The organism is Pseudomonas sp. D8002, assembly GCF_013385695.1.
GTDB lineage: Bacteria > Pseudomonadota > Gammaproteobacteria > Pseudomonadales > Pseudomonadaceae > Aquipseudomonas.
This window is the reverse complement of the sequence record NZ_JACAPM010000019.1, coordinates 35,321-61,701: the sequence shown is the minus strand read 5'-3', so window position 1 is coordinate 61,701 and position 26,381 is coordinate 35,321. Positions and strand designations below refer to the sequence as shown.

At 61.4% G+C, this 26,381-nt stretch carries 26 protein-coding genes; 8 read left to right on the top strand and 18 right to left on the bottom strand.

The window, feature by feature from the left end:
- Positions 1-19: 19 nt before the first annotated feature.
- Positions 20-634 (bottom strand): LysE family translocator, encoded by a 615-nt coding sequence (locus HX807_RS11255; RefSeq protein WP_177049981.1) that lies wholly within the window; start codon positions 632-634, stop codon positions 20-22.
- A gap of 146 nt (positions 635-780) precedes the next feature.
- On the opposite strand from HX807_RS11255, the gene HX807_RS11250 reads away from it, so the two are divergent.
- Together HX807_RS11250 and HX807_RS11245 are read left to right on the top strand one after the other, a co-directional pair.
- Positions 781-1,866 carry a DUF1615 domain-containing protein gene (locus HX807_RS11250; RefSeq protein WP_177049979.1) on the top strand — a complete coding sequence of 362 codons (1,086 nt, stop codon included), beginning with the start codon at positions 781-783 and terminating at the stop codon, positions 1,864-1,866.
- Positions 1,867-1,959: 93 nt separating this feature from the next.
- On the top strand, positions 1,960-2,379 hold the full coding sequence (locus tag HX807_RS11245; protein ID WP_177049977.1) for a PaaI family thioesterase: 420 nt from the start codon (positions 1,960-1,962) through the stop codon (positions 2,377-2,379).
- Between the two features lie 60 nt (positions 2,380-2,439).
- Here HX807_RS11245 and HX807_RS11240 read toward each other — a convergent pair whose 3' ends face one another.
- The 3 genes from HX807_RS11240 to HX807_RS11230 are packed head-to-tail and all read right to left on the bottom strand — an operon-like array spanning position 2,440 to position 5,022.
- Entirely contained in the window at positions 2,440-3,621 is a 1,182-nt protein-coding gene (locus tag HX807_RS11240) for an acetyl-CoA C-acetyltransferase (protein WP_177049975.1), read from the bottom strand.
- 11 nt (positions 3,622-3,632) lie between these two features.
- A complete protein-coding gene (locus HX807_RS11235) occupies positions 3,633-4,292 on the bottom strand; it encodes a CoA transferase subunit B (RefSeq protein ID WP_003211625.1) in 660 nt (219 codons plus the stop codon).
- Positions 4,293-4,323: 31 nt separating this feature from the next.
- Entirely contained in the window at positions 4,324-5,022 is a 699-nt protein-coding gene (locus HX807_RS11230) for a CoA transferase subunit A (protein WP_008435892.1), read from the bottom strand.
- Positions 5,023-5,155: 133 nt separating this feature from the next.
- On the opposite strand from HX807_RS11230, the gene HX807_RS11225 reads away from it, so the two are divergent.
- Entirely contained in the window at positions 5,156-6,064 is a 909-nt protein-coding gene (locus tag HX807_RS11225; RefSeq protein WP_134326891.1) for a LysR family transcriptional regulator, read from the top strand.
- 64 nt (positions 6,065-6,128) lie between these two features.
- Here the strand turns inward: HX807_RS11225 and HX807_RS11220 are convergent, their stop codons facing one another.
- The 6 genes from HX807_RS11220 to HX807_RS11195 all read right to left on the bottom strand — a co-directional run bounded on the left by HX807_RS11220 (position 6,129) and on the right by HX807_RS11195 (position 14,133).
- On the bottom strand, positions 6,129-6,458 hold the full coding sequence (locus tag HX807_RS11220) for a hypothetical protein (RefSeq protein WP_003211618.1): 330 nt from the start codon (positions 6,456-6,458) through the stop codon (positions 6,129-6,131).
- A gap of 626 nt (positions 6,459-7,084) precedes the next feature.
- Positions 7,085-7,933, bottom strand: coding sequence for an NAD-dependent protein deacetylase (locus tag HX807_RS11215; protein ID WP_177049973.1), 849 nt, complete (start codon positions 7,931-7,933; stop codon positions 7,085-7,087).
- A gap of 14 nt (positions 7,934-7,947) precedes the next feature.
- Positions 7,948-8,388, bottom strand: coding sequence for a CBS domain-containing protein (locus tag HX807_RS11210; RefSeq protein ID WP_177049971.1), 441 nt, complete (start codon positions 8,386-8,388; stop codon positions 7,948-7,950).
- A 135-nt stretch (positions 8,389-8,523) separates the two neighbouring features.
- Positions 8,524-10,473, bottom strand: a complete 1,950-nt coding sequence (locus tag HX807_RS11205; RefSeq protein ID WP_087694093.1) for a DNA topoisomerase III — start codon at positions 10,471-10,473, stop codon at positions 8,524-8,526.
- 235 nt (positions 10,474-10,708) lie between these two features.
- A complete protein-coding gene (locus tag HX807_RS11200; RefSeq protein ID WP_008435879.1) occupies positions 10,709-12,331 on the bottom strand; it encodes an MFS transporter in 1,623 nt (540 codons plus the stop codon).
- A 158-nt stretch (positions 12,332-12,489) separates the two neighbouring features.
- Positions 12,490-14,133 carry a GMC family oxidoreductase gene (locus HX807_RS11195; RefSeq protein ID WP_177049969.1) on the bottom strand — a complete coding sequence of 548 codons (1,644 nt, stop codon included), beginning with the start codon at positions 14,131-14,133 and terminating at the stop codon, positions 12,490-12,492.
- Between the two features lie 129 nt (positions 14,134-14,262).
- Between HX807_RS11195 and HX807_RS11190 the strand changes: the two genes are divergently transcribed.
- Positions 14,263-15,153: a LysR family transcriptional regulator gene (locus HX807_RS11190; protein WP_003211603.1), complete on the top strand. Its 891-nt coding sequence runs from the start codon at positions 14,263-14,265 to the stop codon at positions 15,151-15,153.
- On the opposite strand, the gene HX807_RS11185 is transcribed toward HX807_RS11190, so the two are convergent.
- The 4 genes from HX807_RS11185 to HX807_RS11170 form a co-directional block, all read right to left on the bottom strand.
- Complete coding sequence (locus tag HX807_RS11185) at positions 15,150-17,009, bottom strand: DUF3857 domain-containing transglutaminase family protein (protein ID WP_134326886.1); 1,860 nt, start codon at positions 17,007-17,009, stop codon at positions 15,150-15,152. The two genes, HX807_RS11190 and HX807_RS11185, sit on opposite strands and share 4 nt — an antisense overlap.
- A gap of 150 nt (positions 17,010-17,159) precedes the next feature.
- On the bottom strand, positions 17,160-18,257 hold the full coding sequence (locus tag HX807_RS11180; protein WP_177049967.1) for a DNA alkylation repair protein: 1,098 nt from the start codon (positions 18,255-18,257) through the stop codon (positions 17,160-17,162).
- A 50-nt stretch (positions 18,258-18,307) separates the two neighbouring features.
- The gene (locus HX807_RS11175; RefSeq protein ID WP_087694088.1) at positions 18,308-19,654 is read right to left on the bottom strand and encodes a glutamine synthetase family protein; all 1,347 of its coding nucleotides are present in this window, start codon (positions 19,652-19,654) and stop codon (positions 18,308-18,310) included.
- An 11-nt stretch (positions 19,655-19,665) separates the two neighbouring features.
- The gene (locus HX807_RS11170; RefSeq protein WP_003211595.1) at positions 19,666-20,223 is read right to left on the bottom strand and encodes a helix-turn-helix domain-containing protein; all 558 of its coding nucleotides are present in this window, start codon (positions 20,221-20,223) and stop codon (positions 19,666-19,668) included.
- Between the two features lie 72 nt (positions 20,224-20,295).
- On the opposite strand from HX807_RS11170, the gene HX807_RS11165 reads away from it, so the two are divergent.
- Positions 20,296-20,673, top strand: coding sequence for a DUF4440 domain-containing protein (locus HX807_RS11165; RefSeq protein ID WP_256349435.1), 378 nt, complete (start codon positions 20,296-20,298; stop codon positions 20,671-20,673).
- A gap of 11 nt (positions 20,674-20,684) precedes the next feature.
- On the opposite strand, the gene HX807_RS11160 is transcribed toward HX807_RS11165, so the two are convergent.
- Positions 20,685-21,035: a LemA family protein gene (locus HX807_RS11160; protein WP_087694086.1), complete on the bottom strand. Its 351-nt coding sequence runs from the start codon at positions 21,033-21,035 to the stop codon at positions 20,685-20,687.
- Between the two features lie 160 nt (positions 21,036-21,195).
- Between HX807_RS11160 and HX807_RS11155 the strand changes: the two genes are divergently transcribed.
- Both HX807_RS11155 and HX807_RS11150 read left to right on the top strand, forming a co-directional pair.
- The gene (locus HX807_RS11155; protein ID WP_003211589.1) at positions 21,196-21,504 is read left to right on the top strand and encodes an RcnB family protein; all 309 of its coding nucleotides are present in this window, start codon (positions 21,196-21,198) and stop codon (positions 21,502-21,504) included.
- A 153-nt stretch (positions 21,505-21,657) separates the two neighbouring features.
- Positions 21,658-22,851, top strand: coding sequence for an MFS transporter (locus HX807_RS11150; protein ID WP_177040011.1), 1,194 nt, complete (start codon positions 21,658-21,660; stop codon positions 22,849-22,851).
- A gap of 90 nt (positions 22,852-22,941) precedes the next feature.
- Here HX807_RS11150 and HX807_RS11145 read toward each other — a convergent pair whose 3' ends face one another.
- From HX807_RS11145 to HX807_RS11135, 3 genes are all read right to left on the bottom strand, one after another.
- Complete coding sequence (locus HX807_RS11145; RefSeq protein WP_003211585.1) at positions 22,942-23,211, bottom strand: DUF1652 domain-containing protein; 270 nt, start codon at positions 23,209-23,211, stop codon at positions 22,942-22,944.
- A gap of 11 nt (positions 23,212-23,222) precedes the next feature.
- Positions 23,223-23,474 carry a CsbD family protein gene (locus tag HX807_RS11140; RefSeq protein WP_003211583.1) on the bottom strand — a complete coding sequence of 84 codons (252 nt, stop codon included), beginning with the start codon at positions 23,472-23,474 and terminating at the stop codon, positions 23,223-23,225.
- A gap of 132 nt (positions 23,475-23,606) precedes the next feature.
- The gene (locus tag HX807_RS11135; protein ID WP_003211582.1) at positions 23,607-25,103 is read right to left on the bottom strand and encodes a PAS domain S-box protein; all 1,497 of its coding nucleotides are present in this window, start codon (positions 25,101-25,103) and stop codon (positions 23,607-23,609) included.
- Positions 25,104-25,278: 175 nt separating this feature from the next.
- Here HX807_RS11135 and HX807_RS11130 point away from each other — a divergent pair, with 175 nt between their 5' ends.
- Positions 25,279-26,247 carry a hypothetical protein gene (locus tag HX807_RS11130; protein WP_008435869.1) on the top strand — a complete coding sequence of 323 codons (969 nt, stop codon included), beginning with the start codon at positions 25,279-25,281 and terminating at the stop codon, positions 26,245-26,247.
- The last annotated feature ends 134 nt before the right edge of the window (positions 26,248-26,381 follow it).

The window sequence follows — 26,381 nt, the reverse complement described above, 5'->3', positions numbered from 1 at the left end:
GTTCGCGGCTGCTTGAAACTTAGCGCTGGGCAAACGCCAGGTTCAGCCCCAACCCCGCAAACGCCGCTGCAAAACTGCGGCGCAGCCAGTTCTGTACACGTGGCGATTCGATCACCGCGCGGCGGAACACATTGGCCAGCAGGCCATAAATCACAAACACCGCAAACGTCATCGCCATGAATACACTGCTCAGCAACAGCATTTGCAGGGCCGGTGCGCCCGCGCCCGGGGTGACGAATTGCGGCAGGAACGCCAGGAAGAAAATCGTCAGCTTGGGGTTCAGAATATTCAGCAACAGGCCTCGCACCATCAGGCTGTGGGCGCTGGAAATCGTCGGTGCGTCGTTCATGGCAAAGGCCGTTCGGTCCCGCCAGGTGGCATAGGCGAGGTACAGCAAGTAGGCGGCGCCGGCATACTTGAGGGCTTCGAACGCCAGGGCGCTGGTATGCAGCAGGGCGGACAGCCCAAGCACGGAGGCCAACAAGTGCGGAACGACCCCGGCGGTGCAGCCCAGCGCGGCGAACACACTGGCGCGCTTGCCGGCGGTCAGTCCGGTGGACACGGTGAAGATCACGCCGGTGCCGGGAATGAGCACGACGATCAGGCAGGTGATCAGGAAGTTCAGGCTAAGCATGGCATTCAAACTCCTTGTAGGAACGATGGGAGCCTGATCCTTTCACGTTGCGGTTTTTTTGGCGAGTGCGGCAGGTCGGCGAACCCCGGTTAGACTTACCGGTCGATATCTGCCAAGACTGGCCCATTGTCGCCCAAGGAAGCCCCATGCGTTCATCTCGCCTCATCCTGTGCCTTACCACCTTATTGGTACTGGCCGGCTGCTCCAGCCAGCGCACCCAGCAACTGCCGGAGCGCAGCGAAGCCGAGGTGAAAGCGCAGATCGTGCGGCTGATGCCGGCCAGCGTGCCGGATCGTGGCGGCTGGGCCCAGGACATCTACACCGCCTTCAACACGCAGAAAATCTACCCCGGTACGGAGAACATCTGCGCGGTATTGGCCGTGACCGAGCAGGAGTCCACCTATCAGGTCGACCCGCCGGTCCCGAACATGGGCAAGATCGCCCAGGACGAGATCCTGCGGCGCGCCGCTAAAGTCCATGTGCCGGCGGTATTGGTGCGCACGGCACTGCAACTGCGCTCGCCCACCGGCAAGTCCTACGCCGAGCGCTTGAACGCTGCGCGCACCGAGCGGGATTTGAGTGGAATCTTTGACGACTTCATCAGTGTCGTGCCCTTGGGCAATACGCTGTTTGGCGGCTTCAACCCGGTGCATACCGCAGGCCCGATGCAGGTCAGCATCGACTTCGCACAGAAGCAGGCCCGGGATTATCCCTACACCGTGGATGGCAGCATCCGCCGGGAAGTGTTTACTCGCCGAGGCGGCATGTACTTTGGCATCACCCATCTGCTGGGCTACCCGGTGAATTACGACCAGATGCTGTACCGCTTCGCCGATTTCAATGCCGGTTGGTACGCCAGCCGCAACGCCGCATTCCAGGCAGCGGTCAGCCGAGTCTCGGGCGCCAATCTGGCGTTGGATGGCGACCTGATCAACTACGGCTCGTTCCTGCCGGGCACCACCGAGCTGGCAGTGCGCTCACTGGGCAAGGCGCTGGACATGCGCAACCCGAGCATCCGCAGCCAGCTGGAGCAGGGCGAGCGCCTGGATTTTGAAGACACTACCCTGTACCAGCGGGTGTTCGCCCTGGCTGACAAGGCCGCCGGCAAACCGGTGCCGCGGGCGATCCTGCCGGGCATCGTGCTGAAAAGCCCGAAGATCACCCGCAACCTCACCACGGCCTGGTTTGCCAAGCGCGTGGATGAGCGTTATCAGCGCTGCATGAAGCGTTAGGCTTATCACCGGGGATTTACCGGACTGATGTTGATGGTCCGGATGGCTGCGGTGGGATACACCTCCAGCCTTGTCCCCAAGGAAGAACCTGACATGACTGCCCATGCCATCCCCGAAGGCTTTACCCCGCTGCGTCGCAGCAGCCCACTCCTGGACCTGCTTGGCCCGGTGTATAGCCGAGGTGAAGGCTTGCAGCTGGAAATCGGCCTGCGCGCCGACAACCGCCACGCCAACGGACGCGGCACCGTGCACGGTGGCGTGCTGGCCACCCTGGCGGATGTGGGCATGGGCTACGCCATGGCGTTTTCCAGCGAGCCGCCGCTGCCGTTGATCACGGCGAGCATGACCCTGGACTATCTCGGCGCGGTGCAGGTAGGGGCGTGGGTCGAGGTGCGTCTGGAGCATCACAAGCGCGGGCGGCAGATGGCGTTTGCCACGGTCAGCGTGCAGGTCGGGGAGAAGGTGGTGGTGCGGGCAAATGCGGTGTTTGCGGTGCCCCAGGCGCGGGACTGACCGATAAAGAAAAGGCCCGGTTTTCGTGGAACCGGGCCTTTTCCATGTTGCTCTTTGAAATCAGTTGCGTTCAAGGGCCAGGGCTACACCTTGCCCGCCACCGATGCACAGGGTGGCCAGGCCTTTCTTGGCGTCACGCTTTATCATTTCATGCAGCAGGGTCACCAGCACACGGCAGCCTGACGCGCCAATCGGGTGGCCGATGGCAATCGCGCCGCCGTTGACGTTGACCTTGGCCGCGTCCCATTCCAGCTCTTTGCCCACCGCCAGTGACTGCGCGGCAAAGGCTTCGTTGGCTTCGATCAGGTCCAGGTCGCCCAGGCTCCAGCCGGCCTTGTCCAGGCAGCGGCGGGTGGCCGATACCGGGCCAATGCCCATGATCGCGGGATCGACGCCGGCGTTGGCGTAGCTGGCGATGCGGGCCAGCACTGGCAAGCCGAGCGCCTTGGCTTTGTCCGCGCTCATCAGCAGCACGGCGGCCGCGCCGTCGTTGAGGCTGGATGCGTTGCCGGCGGTGACCGTGCCGTCTTTCTTGAAGGCCGGCTTGAGCTTGGCCAGGGATTCGGCGGTGGTGCCCGCCCGTGGCTGTTCGTCCACGGCGAAGGCCACCGGGTCGCCCTTGCGCTGGGGAATCAGGATCGGTGTGATCTCATCGCTGAAACGCCCGGCTTCAATGGCCGCCGTGGCTTTTTGCTGGGAGGCGGCGGCGAAGGCGTCCTGGGCTTCACGGCTGATGCCGTACTTGTCCACCAGGTTCTCGGCGGTGATGCCCATGTGGTAGTCGTTGAACGCATCCCACAGACCGTCGGTGATCATGCTGTCGATCATCTTCGCATGGCCCATGCGCAGGCCGGTGCGGGCGGCCGGCAATACGTACGGGGCCAGGCTCATGTTCTCCATGCCGCCGGCGATGATTACCTCGGCATCGCCGCAACGGATCGCTTGTGCGCCCAGGTGCAGGGCCTTGAGCCCCGAGCCGCAGACCTTGTTCAGGGTCAGCGCCGGCACGGCGTGGGGCAGGCCGGCGAGGACCGAGGCCTGGCGGGCCGGGTTCTGGCCGCTGCCGGCGGTGAGCACCTGGCCAAGGATCACTTCATCCACGAGTGCCGGGTCGATGCCGGTCTGCTCCAGCAGGCGACGAATCACCGCAGCCCCCAGCTCCGGGGCCGGGATGCTTGCCAGCGAACCTTGGAAGCTGCCCACGGCGGTGCGGGTGGCAGCAACAATCACGACGTCTTGCATGGAATCTGTCCTCACTGGAAGTGCATTTCTGGAACGTGGTCCGGGACGATCAGTTTACCGGCTGTCTTGCTGACGATCTCTTCAACACTGACGCCAGGTGCGCGTTCCTTGAGGACAAAAGCGCCATTTTCGATTTCCAGGTAGGCCAGGTCCGTCAGCACGCGCTTGATGCAGTTGGCGCCGGTCAGCGGCAGGCTGCATTGGCTCAGCAACTTGGATTCACCGTCCTTGGACGCGTGGGTCATGATCACGATGATGTTCTCGGCACCGGCCACCAGGTCCATCGCGCCGCCCATGCCCTTGACCAGCTTGCCGGGGATCATCCACGAGGCGATGTTGCCCTGTACATCGACCTCAAACGCGCCGAGCACGGTCAGGTCGACATGGCCGCCGCGAATCATCGCGAAGGACTCGGCCGAGGAGAAGATCGACGCGCCAATGCGCGCGGTGACGGTCTGTTTGCCGGCGTTGATCATGTCGGCATCGATGGTTTCTTCAGTAGGAAACGGACCCATGCCCAGCAGGCCGTTTTCCGACTGCAGCATGACCTCCATGCCTTCTGGGATGTAGTTGGCCACCAGGGTCGGAATGCCGATGCCGAGGTTGACGTAGAAACCGTCCTGCATTTCGCGGGCGACGCGTTGAGCCATTTGTTCGCGGGTAAGAGCCATTTTTTGTCTCCTTATTATTTGGGCTGGTGGATTATTTGCGGAGGGTGCGCTGTTCGATGCGCTTCTCGAAGGTGCCGCAAATGATCCGGTCGACGTAGATCCCTGGGGTGTGGATATGCGCCGGGTCCAGCTCGCCCGGTTCGACGATTTCTTCGACTTCGACCACGGTGATCCTGCCGGCGGTGGCGGCCAGCGGGTTGAAGTTCTGGGCGGTATGGCGATAGATCACATTGCCGAAGTGGTCGGCTTTCCAGCCTTTGACGATGGCGAAGTCGCCGGTGATGGATTCTTCCATCAGGTACGGGCGACCGTTGAACTCGCGGGTTTCCTTGCCTTCAGCGACTGGCGTGCCGACGCCGGTGGCGGTGAAGAAGGCCGGGATGCCGGCACCGCCTGCGCGCAGTTTTTCGGCGAGGGTGCCTTGGGGCGTCAGGACCACTTCGATTTCGCCGCTGAGCAGTTGCTTCTCGAACAGGGCGTTTTCACCGACGTAGGACGCGAAGACCTTGCTGATCTGCTTGCCTTCCAGCAGCAGGCCCAGGCCGAAGCCGTCGACGCCGCAGTTGTTGGAGACCACGGTCAGGTTGCGGGTGCCCTTGCGCTTGATTTCGGCAATGAGGTTTTCCGGGATGCCGCACAGGCCAAAACCACCGGCAAGAACCGTCATGCCATCTTCCAGGCCTGCCAGCGCCTCTTCATAGGACGCTACGCGTTTATCAAAACCTGCCATATGCACCTCTTTTATTGTTTGTGGGCCAGCCATATGAACCGAGTGTTGCGCCGACGGATTGATTTGTTAAGTTGTTTTTTAAGGTTGATTGATTTAAAAAACAGCATAGTCCTCAGCCATCGGGAGAAGCTTCATGACAGTTAAACAGATGCGCGCCTTTCTTGCCGTGGCCCAGACCTTGAGCTTTGCGGCCGCCTGTGAGCGTTTGCATCTTTCCCAGTCGGCCTTGAGCCTGACCATCAAAGGCCTGGAAGAAGGCCTGGGCGGGCGCCTGTTCAGCCGCAATACGCGCAATGTCGCGCTGACCCCTGAAGGCGAATCCCTGCTGCCCCTGGCCCGGCGCTTGATCGCCGACTGGGACAATGCCGAGGATGAGTTGCGCCAGCGTTTCACCCTGCAGCGCGGGCGGGTAACGGTGGCGGCGATGCCGTCGTTTGCCGGAAACCTGCTGCCACCGATCCTGAAGATTTTTCGCGCGCGCTATCCCCAGGTCAACGTAACGGTGAATGACGTGATCAACGAGCAGGTGCTGGAAATGGTCCGCGATCGCCAAGTGGAGTTGGGCGTGGCGTTTGAACCGTCGGAAAGCTCATCGCTGGTGTTCACCCCGCTGTATGTGGACCGCTTTGTGGCGGTGGTGCCCGGTGACTCGCCATTGGCACGCCGCTCCGATATCGCCTGGCACACCTTGCTGGAACAACCCTTCATCACCTTGCAGCGCCCGTCCACGGTACGAGTGATGCTTGAAGAACACCTGAAGGCGCTGGACCTGAAGCTGCCCGTAGCCCTGGAGAGCCATCAACTGGCGACGGTGGGCAAGATGGTTGCCAGTGGCTTGGGCGTGAGTGCAGTGCCGGCGTTGTGTGCACGCCAAATGCAGGAAGCAGGCGCCCATTGCATCACCTTGAGCGATCCGGTGATCGAACGGCCGATTGGTGTACTGACCAAGCCCGGCCACGAACTTTCAGCGGCGGCCCAGGCCATGTTTGATATTTTTTGCGATGAAGCGGGGAAGGGGCGTTTTCCGGCGTTGTTGCGATAACCGTCGGCCATAAAAAAGCCTGCTCGTTTTAAGCGAGCAGGCTTAAGTGATAAGTGCGTAGTTATCAGCAGTATCTGTCGATCACCTTAACTTGCGAATGGCCTTTAAGGTTCTGCCACTCGGTATTAAGTGTATGGAAGACCTGCTCGATAAAGTTGCGATCGGCGGCGGCTTTCTTGCCGACATAACCCTGGCCGCGGCGGTACATCTTCAGGCGCGCTGCCAGTTCACGGTTATTCCTGTCGAACTCTTCTTCCACGGTGTGGGGCGCCAGGCAGTCAATATGGACCTGGCCCGATTTACCAATCCAGAGGATATGGTCGTCGAGCGTGTCTTTCTGCGCTGCGAACATCTCAGCCAATTCATCGATAGTTGGTTGGTTGTTCAGATTCATGTGTAAGCCCCTTGACCAGTTGGCGATCTCTAGTTGATCCGTTAAAACTACTAAGTTGTCTCCGGCTCAGAAAACCGGGCGTCAGCGACTGTCTGCCGAATACGGGCAGGGTCTTGAACCGATGCATGTAGTCTTGCTGATGACCTGCTACGCAATGGTTTCATAACGAAGACAAGCAGCGTTTGAGCTCCTTGTACCGATCCTTTCGGGCCGGTCAGCTTCATCAATCTGCCTTGTGGGCAGTGCACATCCGGAAAAAACAGCTCGGCGGTCAGACGAGCTTGTTCAAAACGCGCGTTACCAACGCTCCCGATCCGGGAGACGCTTGAATCATGCAATTACAAAACGGTTACGTCAACGATTATGTAGTGATTATTTTTTAGCACTACATAAATCCTTGCAGGGCGGGGGTGTGAGCGGAAAACATGACTTGGGCGTCACTTTTCGTGCGGGCAGGTCGCGGGATCCGGGGGCTTTTTGTGGCGAGGGAGCTTGCTCCCGCTGGGGTGCGAAGCGCCCCCACCAGGCTGACTGCGGTTCTGCAGGAATCATTCGGTTGTCGGTTTTGGGGCTGCTGCGCAGCCCAGCGGGAGCAAGCTCCCTCGCCACAGAAAAGCAGGATTGGGCTATCCCAGGCGTTCTGCCAGCAACGGCAACAAACGTTCGCAGGAGGCTTCGATCTTGAGTTGCAGCAACTCATCGCCCCGTGTCTTGCCCAGATTGATGGCAATCACGGGCTTGCCTTGCTCGACCATCGCCTTGCACAACCGAAACGCTGAATACGCCATCAGCGACGAACCCACCACCAGCAATCCTTCTGCGTCATCCACCGCCGCCATCGCCTTGGCTGCCGTGCCCTGGGCGACGTTCTCGCCGAAAAACACCACGTCCGGTTTCAACCGTTGCCCGCCGCAGTGGGGGCAGCGGGGCACCTGAAAACGTCCTTCAAAGGCCGGGTCCAGCAGGGTGTCACCGTCGGGGGCTTGAACGGCATCCACACCCGCCAGGTACGGATTCTCCGCTTCCATTTGGCGCTGGATCAGGTTCCGGTCGCTGGTCTGCTGGCAATCCAGACATAGCACCCGGTGAAGGCTGCCGTGGAGTTCGATCACATCATGGCTGCCAGCCTGATCGTGCAGGGTGTCGACGTTCTGGGTGATCAGCCCGGCAATGCGCTGACGTTGCTGCAGAGTGGCCAGGGCGATATGCGCCGCGTTCGGCTGCGCGACACGCACCCTCGGCCAGCCGAGCATAGCCCGCGCCCAGTAGCGGCGGCGCGCCTGCGGGGTTGCCAGGAACTCCTGGTACATCATCGGCGCCTTGCCCCGGCGCACGCCTTCGCTGTCGCGATAATCGGGAATCCCCGAAGAGGTGCTGATACCCGCACCGGTCAGCACCAGGAAGCGCCGTTCGGCCATGGCCCGGTGCAGGTTGTCGAGCTGGTTATCGACTTGATGTTGCAGGGTATCGAGCATGGGGTCCCCAATGATTATTCGCCGCGAATGTACTGCTCCAGCTGTTTGATCAGGTCGGCCTGTTCGGCAATCGCTTCCTTGACCAGGTCGCCGATGGACAGCAGGCCAAGGAGCTTGCCGTTCTCCACCACAGGCAGGTGCCGCAGATGTCGGTCGGTCATGATCGTCATGCACGTCTCGACAGTCTGGTGAGTGTCGACGGTGATCACCGGTGAATTCATGATCTCGTGGGCTTTGGTCGTCACCGAAGACAATCCATGGAGGATGACCTTACGGGCATAGTCTCGTTCACTGATGATGCCCACCACCTTGCCGTCCTGGAGCACTGGCAAGGCCCCGACGTTTTTCGAAGCCATCACGATCAAGGCCTCAAATACCGTATGGTCGTGGGGGATGGTGTGGACTTGATGGTTATGCTGGTCTTTGGACTTCAGCACTTGGGCAACGGTTTTCATGGAGGCCACTCCGGTGTTGTTATTGTTGGGAGGTTAGCAGGCCCTACAGAATCCTGGATGGCCTGCAGCAGGGCAAGGTCCAAAGCGGCATACATCCCGTCGAAAAACGTCATTGTCGCGATTTCTTAGTGCTTCTCAGCCCTTGTTTGCCGGTTTCGCCGCCCGCTTCGGGCTGGTGGCCGTCTTGCGCTTGGCCGGTTTGCGTTTGTTTTTCCACGGTGTGGCGCCACGTCCGGCCGGGCTGGCCGGGCCGCTGATGGTCAGGCGCATGCCAGTGCAGCGGGTCACCTGTTTGCTCATCCATGCCGCCTGTTTGGCGACGAACTCTTCCAGGCTCATCTCGCCGCTTTGTACCATGTCCAGTGCCTGCTCCCAGATAGCGGTGGTACCGGGGTCGGCAATTGCCCGTGGCACTGCATCAATCAGGCTGAACGCGGCGGGTGTTGCCGACAGCGCCTTGCCGTTTTTCACCAGGTAGCCGCGGTCCAGCAGGCCCTGGATGATCCCGGCGCGGGTGGCTTCGGTGCCGATCCCGGTGGTGTCCTTGAGCTTTTGCTTGAGCAGCGGGTCTTCCACCAGCTTGGCGACGTTTTTCATCGCCTTGATCAGGTCGCCTTCGGTGAAGGGTTTGGGCGGCTGGGTCCACAGGTCCTTGAGGTTGACCTTGGCCACCGCGTAATCCTGACCTTGAACCAGTTTTGGCAAGGACTGCGGCGCCGGTGCTTCACGGCCCTTGGCCGGCGCCAATGCTTCCGGCAATGCGCGTTTCCAGCCAGGCTCGACGATGACTTTGCCAACTGCCCGCAGGGCTTCCCCGGCGCAGTCGAAGTCTGCCTGGGTGCGGTCGTATTCGTGATTGGGCAGGAACTGCGCGAGATAGCGGGCCCGAATCAGGGTGTATACCGCGCGATGCTTGCCGGTCAGTTGCCCGACATCCTTGCCGGCGCCGGTAGGGATGATGCCGTGGTGAGCGCTGACCTTGGCGTCGTTCCAGGCTCGGGAGCGTCGCTTCGGATCGATGTGTGGCATCAATTCATTCACCGCCGGATCGGCCCGGCCCAGCGCCGCGAGGATTTTCGGCGCGTCGCCGTGCTGGCTCAGGGGCAGGTAGCCGCAATCGCTGCGTGGGTAAGTGATGACCTTGTGGGTTTCGTAGAGCGACTGGGCAACATCCAGGGTTTCCTGGGCGCCGAGGCCAAGCTTTTTCGAGCAGATTTCCTGCAGGGTGCCGAGGTCGAAGGGCAGGGGCGCGACGTCGCGCATGCGCTCGGTACGCAGTTTGACCAGCCGGGCGCTGGCGGCGTTGCTCATGGCGTTGGCGGCGTCCCGGGCAAGCTGAGGATTGAGGCAGCGGCCCTGATCGTCACAGGCGTCTTCTGTTGCGCGCCACTGCGCCGTAAAGGTGATGTCGTCGTGGAGCAGATCCACATCGATGGCCCAATAAGCGACGGGTACAAAGTCGGCAATGCTGCGGTCCCGGTCCACTACCAGGCGCAAGGTCGGGGTTTGCACACGGCCGACCGGCAACACGCCCTGGTAGCCGGACTGTTGGCCCAGCAGGGTAAACAGGCGGCTCATGTTCATCCCGATCAGCCAGTCGGCACGGGAGCGGCCAAGGGCCGAATGGTAGAGGCTGAAGGTTTCAGCACCGGGCTTCAACGAGGCCAGGGCCTTGCGGATCGACGCGTCGTCGAGCGCCGAGAGCCATAGCCGCTGGATGGGGCCGCGATAACGGCAATGCTCCACCAGCTCACGGGCGATCATCTCGCCCTCACGGTCGGCATCGGTGGCGATCACCAGTTCCTGGGCTTCCCCCAGCAGACGCTTGACCGCCTTGAACTGGCTGGCAGTCTTGGGCTTGACCAGCATCTTCCACTTTTCGGGGATGATCGGCAGGTCGGCCAGCACCCAGCGCTTGTACTTGGCGTCGTAGCTGTCGGGCGGGGCGGTTTCCAGCAGGTGGCCGATGCACCAGGTCACCGTCACGCCTGAGCCCAGCCAGCAACCGTCGCCACGCCGGGTCGCGCCGAGCACGGCGGCGATATCCTTGGCCTGGGACGGTTTTTCACAGAGGAACAGCCGCATGGTCACCACATTCGCTACGCAATTGAATGGGGAGCAGGATGGGCAATAAATCAGAATTGGGCAACTTTTATCTGGATGGATATACAGCAATTTGTGTGTCTGGTGCTAAACCCAATGTGGGAGCGGGCTTGCTCGCGAATGCGGTGTATCAGTCAACCTATCCGGCGACTGACACCCCGCTTTCGCGAGCAAGCCCGCTCCCACACTGAAACTCCAGCGTCGGCCGGATCGACGTTTAGTTATTGTCGATATCGACGTTCTTGGTCTCTTTCAGGCAAATCAGCCCCACGATCAGGCTCACCCCGGTAATGACCACCGGGTACCACAGCCCATAGAAAATATCCCCGGTGTACACCACCAGCGCAAACGACACCGTCGGCAGGAAGCCACCAAACCAGCCATTCCCGATGTGGTATGGCAGCGACAGCGAGGTGTAGCGGATGCGTGTCGGGAACAGCTCCACCATCAGCGCTGCCAGCGGGCCGTAGCACATGGCGGCGATCAGGATCAGCGCGACGATCAGCACCACCACCATGGTTTTGTTGACCTGGGCCACATCAGCCGATTGCGGATATCCCGCCAGGGTCACCGCGCCTTTCAGGGCGGCTTCGTCGTAACCGTCGATACGCACATCACCCACGCTCACCTGCACCGCGCTGCCCGCCGGGGCGGCCGCGCTTTCGTACGGCAGGCCCTGTTTCACCAGGAAGGTCTTGACCTTGTCGCAGGGGCTGTCAAAACGCGCCTTGCCCACCGGGTCGAACTGGAAGGTGCAGGTGGCCGGGTCTGCCAATACGGTGATCGGCGACTGGCGGCTGGCGTGGTCCATCGCCGGGTTGGTGTAGTGCGCCAGGCCCTTGAAGATCGGGAAGTACAGCGCGGTGGCCAGCAGCAGGCCGACCATCAACACCGGCTTGCGCCCCAGCTTGTCCGAAAGCCAGCCGAAGAAGATGAAGAACGGTGCACCAATCACCACGCTGATGATCAGCAGCATGTTGGCCAGTGCCGGATCCATCTTCAAAAACTGTGTGAGGAAGAACAGCACATAAAACTGCGCGGCATAGAACGTCACAGCCTGGCCGGCGTTGATGCTGAACAGCGCAATCAGCACGATCTTGAGGTTTTCCCATTTGCCGAAGGATTCGCGGATCGGCGACTTGCTGGCCTTGCCTTCCTCTTTCATTTTCAGGAACGCCGGCGACTCGTGCAGGCTCATGCGGATCCAGGTGGAGATACCCAGCAGCACGATCGACAGCAGGAACGGCAGGCGCCAGCCCCACACTTCGAATTGGTCACCGGTGAAGTAACGGCAGGCCAGCACCACCAGCAGCGACAGCAGCAGGCCGAGGGTCGCGGTGGATTGAATCCAGCTGGTGTGGAAGCCGCGTTTGCCCGCCGGGGCGTGCTCGGCCACATAGGTGGCTGCGCCGCCGTACTCGCCGCCCAGCGCCAGGCCCTGGAGCATGCGCAGCGCGACGAGGATGATCGGTGCGGCAATGCCGATGCTCGAATAGGTCGGCAGCAGGCCGACGCAGAAAGTCGCCAGGCCCATCAGGATGATGGTGGCGAGGAAGGTGTACTTGCGCCCGATCATGTCACCCAGCCGACCGAACACCAGCGCGCCGAACGGGCGCACCACAAAGCCGGCGGCGAAGGCCATCAGGGCAAAGATAAACGCCGTGGTGTCGTTGACCCCGGCAAAGAACTGCTTGCTGATTACCGCCGCGAGTGCGCCATAGAGGAAGAAGTCATACCACTCGAACACCGTCCCGAGGGAGGAGGCGAAGATGACTTTCTGTGTGTCGTTGCTGTCTCGCGCCTTGGTGGCGGAGCCCAGGGGTTGAGCGTGTTCTGACATTTGGGTAGCCCTCACAGTGATTATTTATTGTTGTTCCACTGTCGGCGCCACATCGGCGCCGCTATTCCCCTGTAGGCGCCCGGCTTGCCGGCGATGGCGCTCTCAAGCTGTGCACAACACTTGAAAACGCCATCGCCGGCAAGCCGGGCTCCCGCAGGTCAAGCCGGTAAGGTCAGTTCTTTCTCCGGGGCGAGGCTCCTTGTGTTCGGCGAAAGGATAAGCTGCGCGGCTTTTTCCGCGATCATCAGCGTCGGTGAGCAGGTGTTGCCTGAAGTGATGCGTGGCATGACCGACGCGTCGGCGATGCGCAGGCCGGGAACCCCGTGCACTCGCAGTTGGGCGTCGACCACCGCGTCCTTGTCGCTGCCCATGCGGCAGGTGCCCACTGGATGGAAAATCGTGGTGCCAATGCGGGCAGCGGCTTCCTGCAGCTGTTCGTCCGTCTGCAGTTCTGCGCCGGGCAGGTACTCCACCGGGTTGAATTGCTTCAGGGCCGGCGCCGAGACGATGCGTCGGGTCAGGCGAATGGCGTCGGCGGCCACCCGCAGGTCTTCCGGATGGCTGAGGTAGTTGGGGCGGATCAGCGGTGCGTCTGCCGGGTTGGCCGAGCGAATGTCGATGCGGCCACGGCTTTGCGGGCGCAAGTCGCACACCGAAGCGGTGAAGGCCGGGAACCCGTGCAGCGGTTCGCCAAAGCGCTCCAGGGACAGCGGTTGCACGTGGTATTCGAGGTTGGCCGACGTCTGCTCCGGCCCGGAACGGGCGAACGCGCCAAGCTGGCTGGGGGCCATGGACAGAGGGCCGCTGCGGTCATACAGGTAGCGCAGGCCCATGCCCATCTTGCCCCACACGGTGCCGGCGATCTGGTTCAGGGTGCGGGCGTTTTCCAGCTTGTAGATCAGGCGCAGTTGCAGGTGATCCTGCAGGTTGCCGCCCACGCCGGGTAACTCGTGCAGCACATCGATGCCCAAAGGCTTGAGCACGCTGGAGGGGCCGATACCGGAGCGTTGCAGGATGCCGGGCGAACCGACGGAGCCGGCGCACAGGATGATTTCCTTGCGCGCCCGCCACGTGACTGGCTGGCCTTGCTGGCGAGCAACCACCGCCGCCGCGCGGCAGTTCTCCAGGAGTACGCGGTCGACTTCAACCTCGGTCATCACCGTCAGGTTGGGCCGCTGGCGGATCGGTTTGAGAAACGCCTTGGCCGCATTCCAGCGCACGCCGGATTTCTGATTGACCTGGAAATAGCCACAGCCTTCGTTGTCGCCCTGGTTGAAGTCGCTGATGCTGTCGATACCGCTTTGCTGCGCCGCGTCACGAAACGCATCGAGGATCGGCCAGTGCAGGCGCTGTTGCTCAACCCGCCATTCACCGCCGTCACTGTGAAATTGCGAGGCACCGGCAAAATGGTTTTCGCTCTGCTTGAACAGCGGCAGCACATCCTTCCAGGCCCAGCCGGGATTGTCCTCGGCCCAGCCGTCGTAATCCCGGGCCTGGCCGCGCATGTAGATCATGCCGTTGATGGACGAGCACCCGCCCAGCACCTTGCCGCGCGGGTAGCTCAGCGCACGGCCTTGCAGGCCTTCCTGGGCTTCGGTCTTGAAGCACCAGTCGGTGCGCGGGTTGCCGATGCAGAACAGGTAGCCGACGGGAATATGGATCCAGGGGTAGTTATCGCGACCGCCTGCTTCAAGCAGCAACACGCGATGGGCAGGGTTGGCAGACAGTCGATTGGCCAGAAGGCAGCCCGCCGGGCCGGCGCCTACCACCACGTAATCGTATTCAGCAGCTGCAGAATGCATCTGTGACCTCGCTTGTTTTTCTTATTGGTCCCATCCTAGTTGTTAGTTTTCGTCTTAAAAATGTTAGTTTTTACCCAGCTGCTGTGCGTTTTTAGACAACGCTGCTGTTCAGGGGAAGAAGGGGAAGGCATGTTCGACTGGAATGATCTGCGGTTCTTTCTTGAGTTACAGCGTAGCGGGCGCTTGCTCACGGCGGCGCAACGCCTGAAAACCACCCACGCCACCGTGGCCCGGCACATCGAGGCCATCGAGAAAAGCCTGGGCACTGCGCTGTTCGTGCAGCACGCCCAGGGTTACGAACTCACGCCCTCCGGCGAAGCCCTGCTCAAACATGCCGAAGCCATGGAAAACGTGGCGCTGCTGGCCGAAGAAGAACTGACTCATTCCGCCGCGCCCCTGGGCAAGATCCGCCTGGGGGTGGCCGAGGGTTTGGGCGTGATGTTCCTGGCCAGTCGCATGGGCGGCCTGTTCGAACGCTACCCGGGCCTGGAAGTGGAACTGCTGGCAGTGCCACGGTTTGTCAGCATCCTCAACCGCGAAGCGGAAATCAGCATCCACCTCGAACGCCCCAGCGTCGACCAACTGGTGACCCGCAAACTCACCGACTACCGCCTGGCGCTCTACGCCAGCCGCAGCTACCTGGACCGCACACCGCCGATTGAAAAACGCGAGGACCTGGCGGTGCACGCCTGGATCGATTACGTCGATGATTTGCTGTTCAGCCAGGAATTGAAATTCCTCAGCAGCTTCTGCCGCAACCCCAAAGTGGTGTTCCACAGCACCAGCGTGATCGCCCAGCACCAGGCGGCGCGCTCGGGGTTGGGAATTGCCGTATTGCCGTGCTTCATGGCGGCGAGCGACCCGGACCTGGTGCCGCTGCTGCCGGCGGAGAGCATCCAGCGCAGCTACTGGATCAGCTCCCGGCGCGAGTTGCACAAGTCGGTAAGGTTGCGGGTGTTGTGGGATTACCTGGTGGAACTCTGCGCGCGGGAGCAAGGGGTTTTGCTGGGGGAGGGTTAGAGCTTCACCACCTGATGCACCTGCTCACCACAGGCACGGATCTCCTTGATCATCTTTTCAAACGGTGCGCTGACAATTTCATCGTGGGTCAGCCAGCGTATTTTCTGCGTCAGGACGTAGTGATAACGCCAGTCGCCCTTGACGCGCTCACCCGTCAGGTCCAGGTCGTACCACGGCGAGCGTACCTGGCAAGCCTTGATGTCCTTGTCGATCTGCCCACCCGACAGTGTGATGGTGTAATCCAGCGTCTCGGGGTTGCCTATGTACAAGTCGGCCAGTTGCCCATTGCGGCGGTAGTTGAGCAGACCGTCCCATTTCTCTTGCAGCAAGGCATCGTTGTAGATGTGGTCGTTGCCCAGCGGTTCCAGGGGCCGCATGTCCGTCAGGGTGGCGCTGACCTTGTAGCTGGCCGGGATCAAGAAGGCGGTGGCGGGGCGCTCGACCTGGCAGTCGGTGATCTGTTTGCCGAAGTTGTCGCAGATGTTCTGGTCGCTGGCGGTGGCGCCTTGCTGGCGGTCGGCGACGCTCAGTTGCATCAGCGGCATGCCGCGAAAATCAACGGTGGCCGAGACCCGGGCGGTGCCCTGGGCGTCGAAGCGCTCCTGTTTGTCGAGGATCAACGTGGGGGCGGCGGGTTGCAGCGGGATGTGTTCTTCACGTACCTGGCCCTCGGCGTTGGTCACCAGCACCCAGCGGTCCTGGATGTCGGGCAGGGTCTGGCCGGGGGCGAAGATCGGGTTGGTCGGGTCCAGCCACCACACCTGGCCATCGACTTCGGCGCGGACGATGGCGTGGTTCGGCGCGCCGGTGCCGGGAATCAGCAGCGGGTTAACCACATCGCCGCGGCTGACCCAGGCCGGTTCGGCCTTGATCCCGCTGGCCTTGAGCATGGCGGCCAGCAGCGTCGAAAGGTCTTTGCAGTCGCCGTAGCCGTGCTGCTCGATCTCCGCCAGGCTGAAGGGCACATAGCCGCGATCCGAGGCGCGCCAGTCGCCCAAGTAACGATAGTGGTCGTTGATGTGCTGCATCAGGCCGGCCACCTGTTGTGCCGGTGGCAAGCCGCGAACGGCGGCCACGGCGGCGGCGCCCTGGGGCGGCAGCTTGGCGCCGAGGATCTGGTTGTAGCGTTCGGCAAAGCCGCCGAAGTACTGCTGGCGATCCAGGGAGCTGCCGACTTCGATACGCGGGGCGTGGCGTATGTAGGCGTTGGCGGATTCGTTGATGTAGCTGAGGTAGGTCGGGGCCTTTTGCACCACGTCCAGGGTCTTGCGATTGGCCGATGGCGTAATGCTGAAACCCTCCATCAATTCGCTGCGCCACTCGATCGGCCGCTCGGCGGTGAAGCGTGCCTTGAAGTGGTCGCGCCGTGCGGCGTTGGGGCCGAACTGCAAGGCGTAGTAGAACTCGGTCATCAGCGGTTTGGCCGGGTGATGTTCGCGCACCGTGTAGCGGATTTGCGTGCCGACCCGCAGGTTGGGAAACGCCAGCGAGGTCTGTTTTTCCCGGGAGAAACCCTGGTCCGGGTTGGGGGCGGTGCGGGTGTCGATTTGCGTCGGGTCCAGGGGCACAGGTTTGCCGCCGGGCTGGGTGGACTCGGCCTTGATCAGTTCGAAGCCGTCTTCTTCCTGGTAGCTGAAGTCGATCCGCGAGAGCATTTCGCGGCCGCTTGGCTTGAGGATGGTGTAGTGAAAGCGGGTAGTGCAGTCGACGCTGGCGTCGCGGTTGAAGTGGCAATGCAGCTCGGTGTCGCTGGCCAGCGGGGCTTCGGCCATTGGTTGCAGGGCGGCAAGCGCGCTGTGACTGGCAAGCCCCCAGCTGATGCAGATCAGGGGACGGTAAAACGAAAAACGGAGCATGGGCGCCTCAGGTGGAACATTGACACAAGTACCCTAGGGGTACCGAGAAGGCGCCGGATGATAATGGATCGCAACACGAATGCCTAGCATTGTCCGACAATTAATTACGCTGTAAGGCCCGATCTAGAGCCTTCGTTAATGTTTTAAGGATTATTTTTCGAGTTCAAACTCGACGCTTCCCAGCCGCTCACCGTTCACCAGCACGTGAACCGCATGCTTGCCGGGATAGTGCTTGCGCGTGGTCAATTCACGGATAGGTTGGCCACGGCTGATGGCGTGATGTTCTCCGGCACCCAGGGTAAATGCCTTGAGCTTGAACACCTTGGACGCGCTGTGACCGGCGCTTTTCACATAGTCGATGGCGTAGTCGACCACCAGCTTTTGCGACGAATCGGCAGTGGACTCCAGGCTGAAGGACAGGTTGATCCGCTCCCCCAACTTGATCGCCGCCGGCTCGACCTTGAGTTGATGGATCTTCACTTCGGCCCTGGCCCCGGCGCCCATGATCGTCAGCGCCCGGGTGTTGCCTTGCTTGATCAGGCTGCGCAGCGCGTGGCGGGCGATCCACGCCGTGTGGGGGTTATCCAGGGACCAGCCTTCGATCAGGCCCAGCACCCAATCCGGATGGTCCTTGGTGATGTCGTTGAGGTGGTTGGCCACCGACTTGCGCACGTAGAGGCTGCTGTCGGCCTTGAGATTGTCGAGGATCGAAGCGCACAGGTTCGGATCGGCCTGCACCTCGGCCAGGCGAAACGACCATGGCAGCCGTGGCCGTGAACCTTCGCTGGCGAGGCGTCGTACGTGTTCGTTGTCGTCCAGCGACCACTGTTGCATCACCGCCAGGGTGCGCTTGAAATCCTTCAGCAGGAAATGCCGCACGGCAAACTCGGCGGAGCCGAAGGTGGTGAAGTACTTGAGGGCAGCCATGGAGCGCTTGAAATCATCGCCGCCGTAGCTGGCAACGTAGTGGGGCAGGAACAGGCTGACAAAGGCGCTGTTCAGCCGAGGGGCCAGGGCATACAGCAACTTCAGGGTTTGCGGATAATCCAGCGGGATCACAGCGTTGAGGCTTTCACTGACCCGCGCCATGCGCTGCATCACCGACAGGTCTGCCAACCCGGCCTTGGCGTGTTTGAGAAAACCCTTGGCGTCGAACGCCGGGTACACCGCGGTCATTTCGCTGGCGATGTGTTGCAGGCGTTCGGCGTTGAAGATTTCCTTCAGGGCCGGGGCGCTTTGGTCGGTCATGGGCAAGTCCGCGGTTAGCCAGAGATGCCCACGAGGCTAACCATCAGTGCCTAGAGATACCAGCGATATTCCCGCGCATGAATTTCCTGCTGGAATGCCAGGTGGTCCTGGCGTTTGTTTTCGCAATACACGTCGACAAACTCCGCGCCCAGGCCTTCGCGCAACGTCGGCTGATGCTGCATGGCGCGCACCGCCTCCAGCATTTCCACGGGGAAGTCCGCGCCGCTGTTGCGGTCTTCGTTCAGCGGGGCGATGGGCTCCTTCGCTGCTTCAAGACCATGCTCAAGCCCCACCAGAATCGCCGCCAATACCAGATACGGGTTGGCATCGGCACTCGCCAGGCGATGTTCGATGCGCAGGTTGCGCGGGTCGGATTCAGGGATTCGCACGCACGCGTCACGGTCTTCAAAGCCCCAGCACGCGCGGGTTGCCGCGTTGACCGTGCCACCAAGGCGGCGGAAGGCGTTGTGGTTGGGCGAGAAGATCGGCATGCAGTGCGGCAGCAGTTCCAGGCAACCCGCCACTGCGTGGCGCAACGGTTGCTGCTGGTGGGCCGCCAGCAGGTTATTGCCCGCCGCATCGTACAGGCTGACGTGCACATGCATGCCGCTGCCGGGGTGTTGCAGGTAAGGCTTGGCCATGAAGCTGGCGCGGTAGCCGTGCTTGAGGGCCACGCCACGGGTGCTGCGGCAGAACAGGGCGGCCCAGTCGGCGGCGCGCAGGCCGTCTTCCAGGTGGCCGAAATTGATTTCGAACTGGCCGGGGCCGAGTTCGGCGGTGATCACCGTGATGTCGATGCCCTGGGCCTTGGCCGTCTCGACCATATCGTCCAACACCGGCGCAAAGCGTGACAGGCGCTCGATGTGCAAGTTGGGCTGGTCGTCCGCGTCATCACTCAGCGGGTCGCGGGCAAATTGCGGCAGGCCGTCGCTGAGCTTTTTGTCGAACAGGTAGAACTCCAGCTCGAACGCGACCACCGGGTGAATGCCTTTGCGCTGCAGGCGTTCCAGCACCTTGGCCAGTACTTCCCGGGGTTCGAATTCGATGGGCGCTTCGGTGCCGTCGGAGGTAATCAACATCTGCCCCAGCGGCTGCGCCTCCCAGCTCACCGGCTTGAGGGTGCCGGGCACCAGGCGGCGGTTGGCGTCCGGGTCGCCGTCGTGGAAGCAATAGTCGCCGATCTTGAACAGGCCGCCCTGGGCACCCAGCAGCACCGCGTTCTGCGGCAGTTTCAACGGGCTGCCGGCGGCGACCTTTTCCAGCATCTCCACCGGGTAGCGCTTGCCGTAGAAATGCCCGGGAATGTCCAGGGCAATCAGGTCGACATAGCGCACATCGGGATGGTTCTGGCGAAAGGTCCGGACTTCGGCCAAAAGCGTGGAAGCATGGCTTTTCACGGGTGTTGCTCCTAGTTGTAGACCCACAGCACGCGGGCTGGCAGGTCGGTCAGGTTGCCGTAGCGGCAGTGGGCAAAACTGGCCAGGTGGAAGCTGTCGCCGGGGCCCAGGGTGACCGAGTCCGGCTCGCCCTCGACCCACAGCGTCAACTCGCCCTCCAGCACGTAACCGGCCTGTTCGGCCCGGTCGCTCATGGTTTGTTCGCCGCTGTTGGCACCGGGGGCCAGCAGGCTGTCGAGGATCGAGAACGCGCCGTGCATGCTCGGCGACACCAGGATGTCGGTGATGCCATTGGCGTAATACACCGTGCGCCGTTCGTTGGGGCGGGTGACCCAGTCCACCGCCTTGGGTTTGGACAGGCTGTAGAAATAGGTGGTGGGCACACCGAGGGCGTGGCTGATGGCCGTGAGGTCGGCCACGGTCGGGCGCGACAGGCCGCGTTCAACCTGGGACAGGAAACCCACGGAACGCTCGATCTTTTGCGCCAGTTGCGCCAGGGTGAGCTTCTTGTGCTTGCGCAGGTCGTGGATCAGGATCGCCAGGGCGTCGAGTTCTTCTTGCTTGTCCATGGGCGCTTCGTGAAATTCTTATCAGGAAATTTCATGAAAAATTACAGGATTAATTTCACGAGGGCAATGGGTATGGAGTTGGCAGAGCATTTACGCCGCCTGGAACAGGAGTTGCACCAATGCACCACCCGTGCAGATGCGGCGCGGTTGTCGGTTCTGCTGGCGGATGATTTCGTCGAATTTGGTGCCAGTGGCAATGTGTGGGGCAGCAAGGCCGAGGTGATCGAAGGGCTGCAGGATGAGGTGTTTTCAGTCCGTAGCATCAGTGACTTTGCAATGAAGGTGCTGGCCGAAGGCGTGGCGTTGGTGACGTATCGCTGCCAGCGCGCGGCGACGGATGCAAATGCGGCGGGGGAGTCGTTGCGCAGTTCGGTGTGGCGCGAAAGCGGCGGGCAGTGGCAGATGGTGTTTCATCAGGGCACGCCAACACTTCAGCGTGCACCTGTGTAAGCGCCGGCAGGTCAGGCCGTACGCTTGGCCTCGAACCCCGACAGGCTGACATCATCACGATGCCCGAGCAGCTCGGCCACCACCGAGGTCGGCGACTTGTGCTTGTAGGTGTTGTAGTTGTTGACCGAGTCGTGGAAGAGCTGGCGGGTGAACGCGACACGGCTTTCCAGGCTGGCGATTTCTGCGGTGGGTGACGAGGCATTTTGCGCCGCCGCCAATTGTTGTTCGGCCTCCTTGAATTGGCCGAAGGCTTTTTTGCAGCGATCGAGCAGGGCCACCAGTTCCCTGTAGGTGCCGAACACGTAGAGCGCGAGCAAGGTGACAACGGTCACGAAAATGATGATGACGTGGGTACCAGTCATTGGAATTCCTGAGCGGCTGGAAAAAAGAACCAATCTTATCTGATTAATCGCCGGCCCGGTCGCTGGCCGTCCATCCATCTGCCGCTTCCATCACGGCGCTGAATGATTCCACGCCGCTGCGGTCGGAATCTTTACGCGTCATTCATTGAAGGAAGTGCCCATGAAGTCCAAATCCCTTGTTGCCTGCCTGCTGGTTGCCGCGAGCCTGTCCGCCGCGAGTCTCACCGTCCAGGCCGCGGATACTCCGCAAAAAACCGTGCAGCCTTCGAATATCAATACCCGCGACCTCAAGACGGGAGACCGCGCGCCAGACATTCTGATGCGTAAGGAGTCGGCCATTGCCGACTGGAAGAAACGTGGCCTGAAGCAGCCGGAAGAAGACAGCCAGTGGGCTCGAGTGAACGACAAGTACGTATTGCTCAAAACCACCAACGGCACGATTCTCGACATCACGCCCGTTAAAAAATAAAGCGTTCAGCGGGATGGGTGATCACGCTTCATCCCGCTGGATTTGATTTTTGCATAAATGCATAAACCAGCATTTTTTTCTTCTTGTTTTGCGTTAAGGTACGTCCGCTGCGGGCCGCAATGGTCCCTTTACCTTGACCGGAATGAGAGCAGGATGCTTGCCACAATAAGAAATTACCCGCGTACCGTGAACCTGTTGTTGTCGGCCACGCTGATCCTCACCCTGGCCAAGGCCATCACCTTTCCGTACCTGGTGATCTACCTCACCAACCACTTTGCCCTCGACATCAGCCAGGTCGGCCTGGTGATCGGCAGCTCGCTGATCGTCGGCTCGCTGCTGAGTGTCTACGGCGGTTTCCTGGTAGACCGCATCAATAGCTACAGGCTATTGCTCAGCTTGAGTGTGGTGTTTGCCCTGGGGTTTGTCGGCACGGTGCTGGCCCGGGAAATCTGGTCGTTCTACAGTTGCCTGATCCTGATCAACCTGGCGTACGCGGTGATCGACATCGCGATCAAGTCCGGGTTTGCCAGCCTGTTGCCGGAAGATGAGCGCAGCGAAGCGTTTTCCATCAAGTACACCCTGACCAATATCGGCTATGCCGTAGGGCCGTTTTTTGGCGCGATGGTGGCCAAGCTCGATATCAGCTTGCCGTTTATCCTGTCGGCGGTCCTGGGCTTCGGTTTTTTCCTGCTGTACTGGCGTTGGGGCGACCGCACGCTGGCCACGGTAGACACCACGCAAAAGCCGGTGTCGTTCCTCGCGGTGGGGCGTGTATTGCTGCGGGATCACCGACTGGTGTGCTTCACCGTCGGCGGCCTGCTCAGTGCCGTGGTGTTCGGCCAGTTCACCGCGTACCTGTCGCAGTACCTGGTGACTACCACTACCGCCGAATACACCTACACCATCATCAGCGCGGTACTCACCACCAACGCGGTGTTGGTGATTGCCCTGCAATACGCGATTGGCCGGCGCATTTCCCACCGCTACCTGAGCCAGTGGCTGATCTTCGGCCTGGGCATGTTCATGCTGGGGGTGATTGGCTTTGCCCTGGCGAGCAACGTGTGGTGGTGGATCCTGGCGATGGCGATTTTCACCGTGGGCGAAATCGTGGTGTTTCCGGCCGAGTACATGTTCATCGACCGCATCGCCCCGGACAACCTGCGGGGCATGTACTACGGGGCGCAAAACCTCTCCAACCTCGGTGCTGCCCTGGGGCCGGTGCTGTGCGGGCTGGTGCTGGCCAACCTGCCGGCCCACTACATGTTCTACATGTTGGCAGCGTTCATTGTCGGGGGAGGGGTGTTCTATTTTATCGGGGCGTCGTTGAAAGCCCGCGACCTACTGTAGGAGCACGGTTGTTCGCGAAGGTCGTTAACGATAACGCGCCACGCCTGAATGAACGCGGTGCCCGGGCGTTTTTCGCGAGCAAGCCCGCTCCTACAAAGGGCGCAGCGGCAGGTCATCCAGCCTGAGTTTACCGACGGTGTTGCTCTGCAATTCGTACCGCAACTCGTCGACCATCTTTTCCACTTCCTGCGGGGTCTGCAGCTTGTTGACGCTGATCCCGGTGACCACCAAATCCACCCGGCCGCTTTCGGCGTCGAAGACCTTGAGCGTCAACGACGCGTCACGGCACAGGGTGAATTCGCAGGTCAGGGGCGACAGGGCCTCTTCGATGCAGTTGCGCAGTTGGGAGAGCGTAAACATCAGGGTTCTCCTCAGCGACGACGCAGCAACAGGCCCAGCAGCAGGCCGACACCGGCGACGATCGCAACCGTTGCCAGGGGTTTTTGCTTGGCGAAATCGCCGACGGTGTCCAGCGCGTCACCGTAGGTTTGCTGCAACTGGCCAGCGGCCTGGCGAGCTACACCCTCGGCCTGGAGACGTTCGTCACCGGTCAGATCACCCAGAAAACCTTGAGCCTTGCCGGCCACTTTTTCGACGGCGCCTTTGACTTGTTCGCTTTTCATGATGGATTCCTTAAAGGGCATGACATCTCAACGGCACAGGACCCGAAGCCCTGTGCCCACCCTTCAAGGTTAAGCAGTGCACCCCCGCGCAATAAGGCGAATTTGCACCGGTCGCACTAGTGCATTTGCACTCTATTTCGGCTTTTTAACCCGCAACTCACCGGCAAACAGCCCGCGCTCACGGGCCCACACGATGGCTGCACTACGGCTATGCACCCCCAGTTTGGAGTACACCGTGGCCACATGGTTACGCACGGTGTTGGGTGCCAGTTTCAGGCGCGAAGCGATTTCCTTGTCGGCCAGGCCTTCGCAAATCAACCCCAGTACGTCGCGCTCGCGGGCGGTCAGGTCGGTAAAGGAAATGTTCGGTACATTGGGGCTGTTGACGCTCTTGGCGTTGGCCAGTTTTTCAATCAGCGTCTGGCTGAACCATGAGGCGTCCTGCATCACTTCCTCGATCGCGGCCACCAGTTCCAGCTCGGAGCGCTTGCGTTCGGTGATGTTCATCAGCACCAGCAGGTAGCAGGGCACATCCTGGATACTGACGGTGTCGGCAGACAGCACACAGTCGATCAGCTCATTGCCTTTCTTGCGAATCTTCAGGTCGAGGCCGTCGAGGTTGCCGGCTTTTTCCAGGGTGGTGAACAGTTGCGTGCAGGCCTGGGGGCTGTCGATAAAGTCGATGTCTTCGATGGATTTGCCGATCAGTTCTTCACTGGTATAGCCGGTGATGGTCATGAAGGCTTCGTTGATATCCACCACCTGGCGGTTGGCGGCGTTGCACACCAGGGTCGGCACCGGCGTCAGGCGGAACGACTTGGCGAAGCGTTCCTCGCTCTGACGCAGGGCGGTTTCGGCCTTGCGGCGAGGCTCCAGGTCGGTGAAGGAAAACAGCATGCAGTCTTCCTCATTCATGTCCAGCGGCTGGCCGGCCACGATCACCAGTTTGCTGCCGCCTTCGGGCAGTTTCAGTTCGGCTTGCATCTGTGGAATGGTCGCGCCTTCGCCCAGGCGCTTGACGGCCAGGTCCTTGTTTTCGGCCTGTTCCAGCACGTCCAGTTCATACACCGAGTGGCCGATCACCTGGTCGCGGTTGTAGCCGGTCATCTCCAGGAAGCCCTGGTTGACCTTGATGTAGCGCAGGTCGCTCAGGCGGCAAATCACCGCCGGCGCCGGGTTGGCATTGAAGGTCTTTTCGAAGCGCTGTTCGGCGCTGGCCCATTCGGTGGCGTCGCTCAGGATCAACACCAGCAATTCCGGCTCGCCCGACGCGTCGTCGAGCACCAGGCTGCGCAGGCGATGCACCCAGACTTTTTCCTCGTCGCCGGTGGGGGTGACTTCCACCACCACATCGCTGAACTCTTCACCGTCTGCCACCCGGCTCAGAGGATAATTCTCCAGCACCAACGGGTGGTTGTTGCGATACCGCAAGGCAAAGCGCGCGGCGTATTCCTTGGTGTTGGCACCCAGGTCTTCGACTTTATCCACGCCATGCATCAGCAGCGCGGCTTCATTGGCCCAGAGTATGGTCTGGTCGGCCTCGGCGAGGATCACCCCATCGGACAAGCCGGAGATGATCTGCTGCAGTTGGCGGCGGTTGGTTTCTTTGGCGAGGACGGCCTGGCTCATGGTTTCTCCTGGGGTAAGTCGCATGGGAAGTACGACACCTGAGGCTCAGGATAGTGCAGAGAAAGTGCCCGGCGCGGGGTGCGAATGCACCAGTGCGCCTAGTGCAATTGTGTCGAGACCGCAGGGCAGGTGCCTCGCCAAACTGGCCACCTACCCACTGTTCAAAGGATTTAACATGACCACTGTCTATGAAACCAACCGTTCGCTGTTTCGTGTGTCCTGGGGCTCGGTATTGGCCGGTAGTGCAATTGCCCTGGTGACCTATCTGGTATTGAGCGTACTTGGCACCGCGATTGGCGCCAGCGCGGTAGACCCGATGGCCGCGGGTAACCCGCTGAGCGGTTTCGGCACCGGTGCCGGGATCTGGCTGTTTGTCTCGACGCTGCTGGCAATCGGTACCGGTGCATTCGTGGCCGGGCGCACCGCGCCGGATCGCGGCGGCCTGCACGGCGTGCTGAGCTGGACCATCACCACCTTGCTCACCACCTGGCTGCTGGCCGCGCTGGCCACCAGCGTTGTGGGAGCGGCGGGCAATGTCGTCGGCAAGGGCCTGTCGGCTGCCGGCAGCGGGATCGCCGCCGTGGCGCCGGGTATCAGCGACAGCGTCAAGCAGCAACTGAATGAGCAGGGCATCAAGCTGGACTGGAACAGCCTGCAAGGTCAGCTCGACACACTGCTCAAGCAGAGCGGCAAACCTGAACTGGACCCGGCCAACGTTGAGCAAAAAGCCGATCAGGCGGCTGCGGACGGCAAGCAGTCGGCCAACGATGCCGCGACCAACCCAGCCCAGGCTGGTGATGAATTGAAGCAGTGGTTCGAGCGGGTCAAGGCTTCCGGTGAGCCGGCGTTGAACGCGGCGGACAAGCAGGCACTGGTCAATATTGTTGCGGCCCGTACCGGCAAGAGCCAGGCTGAGGCCACCCAGATTGTCGACAACTACGCCCAGGCCTACCAGCAGGCCGTGCAGAAGGTCGACGAACTGAAGCAACAGGCTGAACAGAAAGCCCGTGAAGCCGGTGAAGTCGCGGCCAAGCAACTGTCCCGTGCTGCGTGGAGCACCTTGTTGATGTTGCTGCTGGGCGCAGCGTTGAGCTTCGGCGTGGGTCGCCTGGCGATTTCCACCCGTCGTGTACCGTTGGCCTGATCATGACCTGAGGTGATCTATGTGGCGAGGGAGCTTGCTCCCGCTGGGCTGCGAAGCGGCCCCAAAAAAGAGGGGCGCGCTACGCACTGGAGCGCCAGCCCGGTCCAGCGGGAGCAAGCTCCCTCGCCACGATG